Source organism: Collinsella sp. LCP19S3_H3 (genome assembly GCF_052119145.1).
Classification (GTDB): domain Bacteria; phylum Actinomycetota; class Coriobacteriia; order Coriobacteriales; family Coriobacteriaceae; genus Collinsella.
This window is the reverse complement of the sequence record NZ_JBQKFW010000004.1, coordinates 101,833-114,611: the sequence shown is the minus strand read 5'-3', so window position 1 is coordinate 114,611 and position 12,779 is coordinate 101,833. Positions and strand designations below refer to the sequence as shown.

Below are 12,779 nucleotides of genomic sequence, written 5' to 3'. Positions count from 1 at the left end.
GCTGCTCGGTTTGGTAAAATACCGCCGCACTTGGGAACGGATGGGCTCCGGTGGGCTCCGCGGTCCTCAAAACCGTTGCGAGGCGTGCAAAACGTCTTGGATGTGTTCGATTCACATACGTTCCCGCCACACGCCACCAGCGCTTTTGTGCTCGCGGTCTTGCTGCGTGCCGCAAAGGCGCTGTTTTGTTTTTGTGCGGGTCGGCCGTGTCGTCTGTCTTGCCGCCGGTGTGCCCGGGCGCATCATGTGTCCCCAATGTGGTGGTTTGGAACATGTGGACGAAACAGCTTCGAAACACGCGATTTGTACGTCGGGTGCTCAAAAACGCTTCTACCTGCATCGTAATCAAAATGAAACATCTGCTCGTCGGCTTATGCGAAACTTTGCTGCAACAGTGCGATATTATCCATACACGATAAAGTTCGCGGCGCATAGGGTGCCGTGACCGACATTTTCGTTTCCCATCATTGGAGGAAGCATGAGCTACACGCAGAAAGTTCTCGAAGAGCTCAAGGCCCGCTATCCCGAGCAGCCTGAGTTCATCCAGGCCGCGACCGAGATTCTCGGCACCATCCAGCCGGCGCTCGATGCCCACCCCGAGTACGAGGAGGCCGCCCTGCTGGAGCGCCTCGTCGAGCCCGAGCGCATCGTCATGTTCCGTGTTCCCTGGGTCGACGATCAGGGCAAGGTTCAGGTCAACCGCGGTTACCGCGTCGAGTTCAACTCTGCCATTGGACCCTACAAGGGCGGCCTGCGCTTTAACCCGACGGTCACCCTGGGTATGCTCAAGTTCCTGGGTCTGGAGCAGATCCTCAAGAACAGCCTGACCACCCTTCCCATGGGCGGCGGCAAGGGCGGCTCCGACTTTGACCCCAAGGGCAAGTCCAACAACGAGATCATGCACTTCTGCCAGTCCTTCATGACCGAGCTCTATCGCCACATTGGCCCCAACACCGACGTTCCCGCCGGCGACCTGGGCGTTGGCGGCCGCGAGGTTGCCTACATGTTCGGTCAGTACAAGCGCCTGACCAACGAGTGGACCGGCGTCCTTACCGGCAAGGGCCTCTCCTTTGGCGGCTCGCTCGCCCGTACCGAGGCCACCGGTTACGGTCTGGTCTACTTTGTGGACGAGTACCTCAAGAGCCGCGGCGACTCCTTCGAGGGCAAGAACGTTGTCGTTCACGGCTCCGGTAACGTCGCTATCTACGCGGTCCAAAAGGTCGCCCAGCTCGGCGGCAAGGTGCTCGCCTGCTCCGATACCCACGGCTGGGTCGAGGATCCCGACGGCATCGACTACACCGTGCTCGAGCACATCTACAACAAGAAGCGCTCCGGCCACGACAAGGGCGTCACGCTCGCCATGTATGTTGACGAGAAGCCCAACGCCGTGTGGCACGAGGGAGACGGCCGCGGCGTGTGGCAGCTGCCCTGCGACATTGCGCTGCCCTGCGCTCGCGAGAACACGCTGCTGCTCGAGGACGCCCAGGCGCTCGTCGCCAACGGCTGCAAGGTGGTCGGCGAGGGCGCGAACATGCCCACGACCATCGAGGCCACGACTTACTTCCAGGAGAACGGCGTCGCCTTTATGCCCGGTAAGGCTGCCAACGCCGGCGGCGTGCTCGTGTCCGGCCTGGAGATGAGCCAGAACGCCGAGCACCTGTCATGGACCTTCGAGGAGGTCGACGGCAAGCTCGAGCAGCTCATGCGCGGCATGTTCCACAACGTGGACGACACCGCCAAGGAGTACGGCCAGGAGGGCAACTTTGTCATGGGCGCTAACATCGCCGGCTTCCTGAAGGTCGCCGACGCCATGCTCGCCCAGGGCGTCTGCTAAATCTTCGCTTGACATAGCATGTGATGAGGCTCCCAGCCATCCGGCTGGGAGCCTTTTTCTATGGTGGCGAGGGCTGTGCGCCCTCGTTTGGTACACTTAGAGGTACTGGACAAGTGAAGAGATGGGGGAGAACGTGCTCAAGTTCGGTACCTACGTTCGCGTTGGAAACGCGGCCGAAGCCTATGAGCTCTTACAGAAGAACCGCAACAACAAGATTGTGGGCGGCGGCATCTGGATGCGCCTGGGTTCGCGTCGCGTGGCGACGGCGATTGACCTTTCGGCCTGCGGACTCGATCAGATCGAGGAGACCGAGACCGAGTTTCGCATCGGTGCCATGTGCACCCTGCGCCAGCTCGAGCGCCATGCCGAGCTCAACGCGCTTGTCAACCATGTCTTTGAGTTCGCCGTCCACGATATCGTGGGCGTGCAGCTGCGCAACACCGCCACGGTGGGCGGCAGCATCTACGGTCGCTTTGGTTTCTCGGACGTGCTCTCGGCCTTTTTGGCGCTCGATTCGTACGTTGAGCTGACGGGTGCCGGCCGCGTGCCGCTCGCCGAGTTCGTGGATATGGGTTACGTGCGCGACGTGATCGAGCACGTGGTGGTCGTTAAGCACGATTACCGCGCAAGCTACGAGGCCGTGCGCAAGGCCGCGACCGACTTCCCCTCCTTAAACGTCACCGCTGCCTGGTGGGACAACAGCTGGCATGTCACCGTGGGCGCACGCCCGCTGCGCGCGACCCTGCTGCAGGGCGAGGCGTGCGGCCTGGTGAGCGAGCAGCCTTCCGAGGACGAGCTGCGCGCCCTGGCCGCGTCCGTACGCGCACTGAGCTACGGCACCAACCTGTGGGGCTCGGCCGACTATCGCCGTTGCATCTCGGCGCCGCTTGCCGTGCAGGCCGTGCGCCGCGCCGCTGGCATCGAGCTTTCGGCCTCGCTTGCCCGCGAGCTCGAGGGCGTGCAAGTGCCTAAGTTTGCCACGGACGAGTATTCCTGCCGCCGCGTGCCCGGCGTCGATTCTAGCGAGGTGCGCTAATGGCTGCCAAACTCATCGATCTTTCCTTTACGCTCAACGGCCGCAAGGTCAAGGTTCAGATTGCCCCCGACACCATGCTCTTTGCGCTGCTGCGCGAGCAGGGCTGCGCGTCGGTGCGCTGCGCCTGCGAGACTACTAACTGCGGCCTGTGCACGGTGTGGCTCGATGGCGACCCGGTGCTGAGCTGCTCGGTTCCCGCTGCGCGCGTCGAGGGCCGCTCCGTCACCACACTCGAGGGCCTCAAGGCCGAGTCCGAGGCGCTCGCCCACGCAATGGCTGCCGAAGGCGCCGAGCAGTGCGGTTTTTGCGCCCCCGGCCTCATCATGAACGTGCTGGCGCTTGTCCGCGCCGCCAAGGAGGACCCGAGCCTCGTCGCCACGCGCGAGGAGCTCTCGCGCCAGCTCGCCGGCAACCTCTGCCGTTGCAGCGGCTACGAGAGCCAGCTGCGCGCCATCGTCCGCTTCCTTAACGAGTCCGGCGTGCAGGTGGGCTTTGAGATGCCCGAACTTCCGGTCAACGACACCAGCTGCGATGGCGTCTCGTACAAGCAGATCACCCATAAGCAGCCCAAGAAGGACTCGAAGGCCCTGCTCGAGGGGCGTCCCGTCTACACAGGAGACCTGGTGCCCGCCGGCGCCCTTATCGTCAAGCTCAAGCGCAGCCCGTATGCCCGTGCCAAGATCCGCTCCATCGATACGTCGCGCGCCCTGAAGGTGCCCGGCGTCGTGGGCGTCTACACCTACGAGGACGTGCCCAAGCGCCGCTTTACCATCGCCGGCCAGAGCTATCCGCAGCCGAGCCCCTACGACCGCCTGATCCTCGAGAACCTGGTGCGCTACCAAAACGAGGAGGTGGCGATCGTCGCCGCCGAGACCGAGGAGGCCGCCGACAAGGCACTCAAGCTCATCAAGGTCGACTACGAGGTGCTCGAGCCCCTGCTCGACTTTACCCAGGCGCTCGATAACGACATCGTGGTCCACCCCGAGGGCGACGTGACCTTTATGTTCCCGCAGGGCGGCGACGTTGCTCGCAACCTGGTGTGCAGCGGTACCAGCGATTTTGGCGACCTGGACGAGGCCTTCGCCCAGAGCGACATCGTCTTTGAGCGCACCTACACCAGCCAGGCCACGCAGACCGCGCCCATGGAGACCTTCCGTGCCTTCGCGACGACCGACGCGTTCGGCCGCATCTCGGTGACCACTTCCACGCAGGTGCCCTTTCATGTGCGCCGCATGGTCGCGCAGTCGCTCGACATTCCGCAGTCGCAGGTGCAGGTTATTAAGCCGCGCATCGGCGGCGGCTTTGGCTCCAAGCAGACGGGCTGCTGCGAGATCTTCGTGGCGTTCGTGACCCAGCAGACTGGCCGTCCGAGCTATTGCTGCTACACCCGCGAGGAGACCATCACTGCGGGCAACTCGCGTCACCAGATGCAGATGACCGTCAAGCTGGGCGCCATGAAAGACGGCACCATCACGGCCATCGACCTGCACACGTTGTCCAACGCCGGCGCGTATGGCGAACATGCCACCACGACGATCGGCCTCTCGGGTCACAAGAGCCTGCCCATCTACAACCACGTGAAGGCGAGCCGCTTTAGGTGGGACGCCGTCTACACCAACACCAACCGCGGCGGTGCGTATCGCGGTTACGGCGCCACCCAGGGCCAGTTTGCCGTGGAGAGCGCCGTCAACGAGCTCGCCGACATGCTGCACATGGATCCCGCCGACCTGCGTCTTAAGAACATCGTGCGCGAGGGCGAGATTATGCCGCAGTACTACAACGAAAAGCTCAACGCCTGCGCGCTCGACCGCTGCCTGCTGCGTGCGATGGACATGATCGGCTGGCGCGACAAGCCGCTGGCCGTGGACCTGGGCGACCGCGTGCGTGCTCTGGGCTGCGCGCTCACCATGCAGGGCTCGGGCATCTCCAACGTGGATATCGGCGGCATCGACATGCGCCTGGAGGAGGACGGCTTCATTACCATCGGCACCGGCGCCACCGATAACGGCATGGGTGTCGACACGATCCTGGCGCAGATTGCCGCCGAGGAGCTGGGCGTGGAGAGCTCGCTTATCGTGGTGCGCGGCGTGGACACCGACGTCTCGCCGTTCGATGCCGGCTCGTACGCGAGCTCGGGCACGTACGTGACGGGCCTGGCAGCCAAGAATGCCGCGACCGAGCTGCGCGAGAAGATCTGCGCCAAGGCCGCCCAGATGTGGGACGTGGACGCCGCCGACGTGGTCTTTGATGGCCAGTACGTGCGTCTGTCTGACGAGCGCGCCGCTCGCGAGTGCGGCCGCTACCTCACGCTGCGCGACTTTGCCAACCTGTGCGTCAAGAACATCGCGGGCGGCGACGCGCTCACCTCGCATGCTTCAGCCTGCCTGCCCGTTTCGCCTCCGCCGTTTATGGCCGGCATTGCCGAGGTCGAGGTCGACAAGGCCACCGGCAAGGTGACTGTGGTGGACTATGCGGCGGCTGTGGACTGCGGCACCGTGATCAACGAGGCGCTCGCGCGCGTCCAGGCCGAGGGCGGCATTGCCCAGGGCATCGGTCACGCGCTCTACGAGATTGTCGAGCACGACGACCGCGGCCGCCTGCGCACCGGTAACTTTATGAGCTACAAGCTGCCCACGCGCCTGGATATCGGCAGCATTCGCGTGGCCTTTGAGCCGAGCTACGAGCCGACGGGCCCGTTTGGCGCCAAGTCGATCGGCGAGGTCGTCATCAACACACCGCTCGCCGCCGTTGCCTCGGCCGTGGCGCACGCCACCGGGCACCAGGTTCGCTCGCTGCCGATCACGCCCGAGAAGGCCCTGCTGGGGGAGTAGGCGAGGCGCGGCAGCCGCCGCTCTTTGGCAAGCCCGAGGAAACTGCAGCCCACTTTTCAACCGAATTGTGGGCTGCGGGAGATAGCCGATGGGGGTAGCTAATTTGGGACGGGGCTTTTTTAGCTACCCCCACAAGCGGGGTAGCTAAAAAGCCCCGTCCCAAATTAGCTACCCTGTTCCGCTGTAACTCGTGGTGAGGTCGTGGGCCTAAAAAGGTGTGCGTGCGCTTGCCGTTCGTATCTGCTATCATTCCTAGTCTGTGCGCTCATGCGGGCGTGGCGGAATTGGTAGACGCGCCAGATTTAGGTTCTGGTGGGATTCCCGTGAAGGTTCGAGTCCTTTCGCCCGCACCAACGCACCTGCGTCGGCCTCGGCCGTCGCGACACTTTGTTGCATAAAGGTACCAGCACCTCAGATAAGCTGGGCAGTATGAGGAGGAACGTGTTGAACATCACCGCTTCTGACGTCAAGGACGCCAAGCTCACCGCTACGGTCACCATCCCGGCCGCCGACGTCGACGCCGCGATCAAGAAGGCCTACAAGGACACCGCCAAGAAGTACCGCTTCCCGGGCTTCCGTGCCGGCAAGGCTCCCCGTCCGGTCATCGACGCTGCTCTTGGCGCCGAGGCTACCCTCGCTCAGGCCACCAACGATCTGATCGCCGCCAACGAGCCCGCCGTCCTCAACGAGCTGGACATCGTCCCCACCAAGAACGGTGACTACAAGGAGCTCGACCTCGCCAAGGATCACGAGGACTACACCTACACCGTCGAGTTCTCTCTGCGTCCTGCCGCCGAGCTCTCCTCCTACGACGCCGTCGAGATCGAGATGCCTCCCGCGGAGGTCACCGAGTCCGAGATCAACAACCAGGTCGAGATGCTCCTCAACTACCGTGCCACCTTCGAGGACGTCGAGGATCGTGCCGTCGAGGCCGAGGACTACGTTACCGTCGACCTCAAGGCCGTCGAGAACGCCGACAACTTCGCTGCCGAGGGCCGCATGCTCATTGCCGGTAGCGACAGCAACCCCAAGGAGTTCAACGAGGCTCTGATCGGTGCTAACGTCGACGACGTCAAGACCGTCACCTGGACCGACGAGGTCGAGGAGGGCGAGGAGGCCGAGACCCACACCGTCGAGGTCACCGTCAAGGGCATCAAGGTCCGCAACACCCCCGAGCTCACCGACGAGCTCGTCAAGTCCGACTTTGGCTTCGACAGCATCGACGCTATGCGCGACGCCATCAAGCTCGAGATCGAGCAGGACAAGGCTTCCCGCCTTCCGGCCGAGAAGGAGAACCGTTGCGTCGCCGCTCTCGCCGAGCGCCTGCAGCTCGAGGAGATGGACGCCGACTACGAGCAGTCTGTCTTTGAGGAGCTTGGCCAGAACTTCCTGTCCAACCTCGCTGCCCGCGGTATGACGCTGGACACCTGGCTGCCCGCTTCCGGCCTGACCATGGAGCAGTTCATCGGCGACCTGCACAAGCAGGCCAACGACGTTGCCCGCGAGTCCCTGGCTCTCGATGCCCTCGCCCGTGAGCTCAAGATCGAGGTCACCGAGGACGACGTCAACGCCGAGTTCGAGAAGGCTGGCGTCAAGGACGTCGAGGCTTCCAAGGCCGAGTTCATCGCCGATGGACGCATGCCTGCCGTCCGCGATTCCATCCGTCGCTCCAAGGCCGTCGACCACCTGGTCGAGAACGCCAAGGTGACCGAGGTCGACGAGACCGCCAAGGACGCCGAGTAATTCTCGCCACCTTTCCCGCGAGCGCATGCAGGCGCCCGTGATGGGGTAAAGTTATAAACCGGTTATTCGGTTGCTTCGTACGGTGCCAGCCAATGCATAGCATGCGGGCACCGTACGTTTATCTAGAACCAATTTGGTCCGCAAGAGAGAAATGGAGATGCGTATGATCGCTAAGTTCGATTCCGCCCTCGTGCCATACGTTATCGAGCAGACGCCGCGCGGCGAGCGCAGCTACGATATCTATTCGCGCCTGCTCAACGATCGCATCATCTTCTTGGGCGAGGAGATCAACTCCGTCAGCGCCAACCTGGTCGTTGCCCAGCTGCTGCATCTTGAGAGCCAGGATGCCGAGAAGGATATCTCGCTCTACATCAATTCGCCCGGTGGCGAGGTCTACTCCGGCCTGGCGATTCTGGATACTATGAACTTTATCAAGCCGCAGGTCTCCACCATTTGCGTCGGTATGGCCGCGTCTATGGCCGCCGTGCTGCTTTCGGCCGGCGCCAAGGGCAAGCGCTTCTGCCTGCCGCACTCCAAGGTCATGATTCACCAGCCCAGTGGCGGTGCCCAGGGTCAGCAGACCGAGATCGAGATCGTGGCCGAGGAGATCAAGAAGACCCGTCGCGAGCTCAACCAGATCTTGTCCGACGCCTCGGGCCAGCCGATCGAGAAGGTCCAGGCCGATACCGAACGCGACAACTACCTGACCGCTGCCGAGGCGCTTGACTACGGCCTGATCGACCGTATCGTCACCTCGCGCGATCTTGCCGCGAAGGACGCCTAGGATGGCCGGTAACATGCAGGACAACTTTGACGAGAACGGCAACCCCATCCGCTGCTCCTTCTGCGGAAAAGAGCAGGGTCAGGTGCGCCGCCTTGTAAAGGGCCCTACCAACATCTTTATCTGCGACGAGTGCGTTGCCGCCTGCTCCGAGATCTTGGAGGAGTCGCTGGCTTCGGACTTTATGGACGCCGCCTGCAACGGCAAGCTGCCGGGCTTCCTCAACGACCACGGTCAGGCTGCCGGGCAGCCTGCCATGGATCCCGAGGCCGAGGGCTTTGAGCTCGAGGACGACGTGCGTCAGGTCATTACGCACGTGCCGACCCCGCACGAGATCTATGACGAGCTTTCGGCCTATGTCATGGGTCAGGAAGACGCCAAGCGCGCCATGTCGGTTGCCGTGTACAACCACTACCGTCGCGTGATCGAGGGCGGCGCCGCGCTTTCGGCCTTTGACGAGGCCTCGGGTGCGGGTTCGCGGCTCGACGACGATATGGACGAGGTGGAGCTCGCCAAGTCCAACATCTTGCTGCTCGGTCCCACCGGTACCGGTAAGACCTTGCTCGCCCAGACGCTCGCGCGCATCCTCGAGGTGCCGTTTGCCATCGCCGACGCCACCGCACTCACCGAGGCCGGTTACGTGGGCGAGGACGTGGAGAACATCCTGCTCAAGCTCATCAATGCTGCCGATGGCGATATCGAGCGTGCGCAGGTCGGCATCATCTACGTGGACGAGATCGACAAGATCGCCCGCAAGGCCGAGAACCTCTCCATCACCCGCGACGTTTCGGGCGAGGGCGTTCAGCAGGCGCTGCTTAAGATCCTTGAGGGCACGGTGGCAAGCGTTCCGCCCACCGGCGGCCGCAAGCACCCCCAGCAGGAGCTGCTGCAGATCGACACGACCAATATCTTGTTTATCTGCGGCGGTGCCTTTGTGGGTCTGGACAAGATTATCGCCGATCGCGTGGGCAACAAGGGCGTGGGCTTTAACTCCGAGATCGCCGGCCCCACCTCGGTCGACGAGAACGACCTGCTGCGTCAGGTGCTCCCGCAGGACCTTAACGCCTTTGGTATGATCCCCGAGTTTGTGGGACGTACGCCCGTCGTCACCCAGACACAGGCGCTCGACGAGGACGACCTGGTATCGATCCTGACCGAGCCAAAGAACGCCGTTGTGCGTCAGTACCGCAAGATGTTCCAGCTCGAGGACGTTGAACTTGAGTTTGAGGACGCCGCCCTGCACGAGATTGCCCGCATGGCGCTTGCCCGCAAGACCGGCGCCCGCGGCCTGCGCTCCATCTGCGAGGACGTGCTGCAGCAGACGATGTTCGACCTGCCGAGCGAGGAAGGAGTCGCCAAGGTCATCGTGACCGAAGCCTCCGTAAAGGGCACCGAACAGCCCCAGCGCATCTACGGCTAAACCTGCCAAAAAGGGACAGGTTTATTTTGGCAGGTTTTATCAGGGAGAATGACGTTTGCCCATATAAAACCGACCAAAATAAACCTGTCCCTAAATGGTAGGTTTCGCAAATGTGAATTTGAATAGCCTCCGACCACCCGCGGTCGGAGGCTATTTTATATATACGCAATAACCCCAACTACCTGTGTTATTCTGTGTGTTTGTTTAAGCCTCAGCGAAGTCGTATCAGACTGAAGTAATTGATACCTAAGGGGAGGAATGCAGACCCTGGCGGGCCTACATTCCTCCCCGGTGGGACGGGAGAGATATATGGAAGAGATGCCCAAAAACTACGATCCGTCGACCAACGAGCCGGCGATCCTGCAGAAGTGGCTCGACGGCGGCTACTACAAGCGCCGCGAGGGCGTGGGCGACTGCACTGTCACCATTCCGCCTCCCAACGTGACCGGCAAGCTCCACATGGGTCACGCCACCGACGACTCCATCCAGGATGCCATCATCCGCATGGCCCGCATGCGCGGCAGGTCCACCCGCTGGGTGCTCGGTACCGACCACGCCGGTATCGCCACGCAGACCAAGGTCGACAAGAAGCTCAAGAGCGAGGGCATCAGCCGCCTGGAGATCGGCCGCGATAAGTTTGTCGACGCCTGCTGGGATTGGACCCACGAGTACGGCGGCATCATCGTCGAGCAGATCAAGCGTATGGGCTGCTCCGTCGACTTTGATAACGAGCGCTTTACCATGGACGAGGACTACGCCCAGGCCGTGCGCAAGGTGTTCTGCGACTGGTACCACGACGGCCTGATCTACCGCGGCAAGCGCATCGTCAACTGGTGCCCCAACTGCACCACCGCCATCTCGGACGACGAGGCCGAGTACAAGGACGAGAAGGGTCACCTGTGGCACCTGCGCTACCCGCTGACCGAGCCGGTCAACGGCCAGGACTACATCGTCGTCGCCACTACGCGCCCCGAGACCATGCTCGGCGACACGGGCGTGGCTGTCTCCCCGAAGGACCCCGAGAAGGCCGCCTTTGTGGGTAAGACCGTCAAGCTCCCCATCGTCGACCGCGAGATCCCCATCTTTGAGGATTGGCATGTCGACGCCAACTTTGGCTCCGGCTTTGTCAAGGTCACCCCGGCCCACGACCCCAACGACTACGCCATGGGTCAGGCCCACGACCTGCCGCAGATCAACATCTTTGACGAGCATGCGGTGGTCGTCGAGGGCTACGGCGAGTTTACCGGCATGACCCGCGAGGAGTGCCGCGAGGCCGTCATCAAGTGGTTTGAGGAGCACGACCTGCTCGATCACGTCGAGGATCACGATCACTCCGTCATGCACTGCTACCGTTGCGACTCCGCACTGGAGCCGTGGCTGTCCGAGCAGTGGTTTGTGGCCGTCGACAAGCTCAAGGGGCCGGCGCTCGATGCCGTCAACTCCGGCAAGGTGACCTTCCACCCCGCGCGTTGGACGCAGACCTATACCACCTGGATGGAGAACCTCAAGGACTGGTGCATCAGCCGCCAGCTTTGGTGGGGCCACCGTATTCCCGTGTTCTACTGCGAGGACTGCGGCTGGGAGGATGCCCTTACCGAGGACACCGACGTGTGCCCTAAGTGCGGCGGTCGCCACGTGCATCAGGACGAGAACGTGCTGGACACCTGGTTCAGCTCGCAGCTGTGGACTTTCGCCACGCAGGGCTGGCCCCAAAAGCCGGAGCTGCTCGAGGGACATCACCCCACCACGGCACTCGTCACCGCGCGCGACATCATCGCGCTGTGGGTCGCCCGCATGGTCATGAGCTCGCTGTACTTCCTGGACGAGGTGCCGTTTAAGGATGTCGTCATCTACCCGACGATTCTTGCCAAGGACGGCAGCCGCATGTCCAAGTCCAAGGGCAACGGCGTTGACCCCATGGACCTCATTGGCATGTACGGTGCCGACGCCATGCGTTACAACCTGCTGACGCTCTGCACCAACAACCAGGACGTCAAGTTTGACGCGAACATCGACAAGAAGACCAAGAAGCTTATCGACAGCCCGCGTACCGAGCAGGCCAAGTCGTTTGTGACCAAGATCTGGAACGCCAGCCGCTTCCTGCTTATGAACATGGAGGGCTACACGCCCGGCGAGCCTGTCGTAGAGACGCCGGCCGACGCCTGGATGTTCAGTCGTCTGGCCAAGGCCGTCAAGATGGTTACCGAGGGCATCGAGAATTACACCTTTGGCGACATGGCCCGCGGTGTTCAGCAGTTCTTCTGGAACGAGGTCTGCGACTGGTACGTCGAAGTCACCAAGGCGCGCCTGAAGGGCGAGGGCCGTCTGCAGGCGCAGCGAAACCTGATCTTTGTGCTCGATACCTCTATTCGCCTGATGCACCCGCTCATGCCGTTTGTCACCGAGGAGATCTGGGACAACATGCCGGCGAGCGTGCTCGACCTGGACGCCGAGGGCAACGTGGACCGCGCCGAGGCGCTCATGATCGCCAAGTGGCCCGAGCCTGCCGACTATGTCAAGTATGTCGACGAGGACGCCGAGCGCGCGTTTGAGCTGTGTCGCGCCGTCGTTTCTGCCGCCCGCGCCACGCGTTCGCGTTATCGCTTGAGCCCCAAGGCCGAGCTCGACGTGGTCGTGCGTGCCGGTGCCGAGGATATCGAGAAGCTCGAGAGCCTGCGCTCGACCATCGAGCCGCTGGCCAATACCGCCTCGCTGGTCATGGGTACCGATGTTGAGAAGCCGGCTGCGAGCATCGCCGTGGTCGACAGCGGCGTCGAGGTCTTTGTGGTGCTCGAGGGAAAGGTTGACCTTTCGGCCGAGAAGGCACGTCTGGAGAAGGAGATTGCCGCGGCCCAGAAGGAGCTCGCCGGCTGCGAGAAGACGCTCGCCAACGAGGGCTTTGTGGCCAAGGCCGCGCCCGCGGTGGTCCAGAAGAAGAGGGACCGTGCAGCTGAGCTCAAGGAGATCCTGGAGGCGCTGACTGCTCAGGTTGCTGACTTCTCGTAGGGCTTACTGAGGGGCGCGTCCCGACGCTTTACTCTCCGCTGCGGACACCTATTCCGCCGTTCTAACGAACGGCGGCTGGCTCGACGCTGCAAACGCCTCTGATGGCCAATCTGCCGTTCAACTTCGGG

General features: G+C 62.7%; 7 protein-coding genes and 2 tRNA genes. All 9 read left to right on the top strand.

Translation table 11 applies throughout. The features are described 5' to 3' along the window. The first annotated feature begins 32 nt into the window (after positions 1-32). The 9 genes from ACTQZF_RS03240 to ACTQZF_RS03200 all read left to right on the top strand — a co-directional run bounded on the left by ACTQZF_RS03240 (position 33) and on the right by ACTQZF_RS03200 (position 12,651). A tRNA-Sec gene (locus ACTQZF_RS03240) sits at positions 33-129 on the top strand. A 349-nt stretch (positions 130-478) separates the two neighbouring features. After that, positions 479-1,834 carry an NADP-specific glutamate dehydrogenase gene (gene gdhA, locus ACTQZF_RS03235; protein ID WP_441554540.1) on the top strand — a complete coding sequence of 452 codons (1,356 nt, stop codon included), beginning with the start codon at positions 479-481 and terminating at the stop codon, positions 1,832-1,834. Between the two features lie 133 nt (positions 1,835-1,967). After that, on the top strand, positions 1,968-2,870 hold the full coding sequence (locus ACTQZF_RS03230) for an FAD binding domain-containing protein (RefSeq protein WP_441041645.1): 903 nt from the start codon (positions 1,968-1,970) through the stop codon (positions 2,868-2,870). Next, positions 2,870-5,701 (top strand): molybdopterin-dependent oxidoreductase, encoded by a 2,832-nt coding sequence (locus ACTQZF_RS03225; RefSeq protein ID WP_441554539.1) that lies wholly within the window; start codon positions 2,870-2,872, stop codon positions 5,699-5,701. Before ACTQZF_RS03230 ends, ACTQZF_RS03225 begins: the two co-directional genes overlap by 1 nt. Positions 5,702-5,970: 269 nt before the next feature. Next, positions 5,971-6,054 (top strand) — tRNA-Leu (locus tag ACTQZF_RS03220). 88 nt (positions 6,055-6,142) lie between these two features. After that, positions 6,143-7,444: a trigger factor gene (gene tig / locus ACTQZF_RS03215; RefSeq protein WP_441554538.1), complete on the top strand. Its 1,302-nt coding sequence runs from the start codon at positions 6,143-6,145 to the stop codon at positions 7,442-7,444. Between the two features lie 163 nt (positions 7,445-7,607). Continuing rightward, the gene (locus ACTQZF_RS03210; RefSeq protein WP_022095182.1) at positions 7,608-8,228 is read left to right on the top strand and encodes an ATP-dependent Clp protease proteolytic subunit; all 621 of its coding nucleotides are present in this window, start codon (positions 7,608-7,610) and stop codon (positions 8,226-8,228) included. Between the two features lies 1 nt (position 8,229). Continuing rightward, complete coding sequence (gene clpX / locus ACTQZF_RS03205; RefSeq protein ID WP_154515377.1) at positions 8,230-9,645, top strand: ATP-dependent Clp protease ATP-binding subunit ClpX; 1,416 nt, start codon at positions 8,230-8,232, stop codon at positions 9,643-9,645. 309 nt (positions 9,646-9,954) lie between these two features. Next, entirely contained in the window at positions 9,955-12,651 is a 2,697-nt protein-coding gene (locus tag ACTQZF_RS03200) for a valine--tRNA ligase (RefSeq protein WP_441554537.1), read from the top strand. Positions 12,652-12,779: the final 128 nt, after the last annotated feature.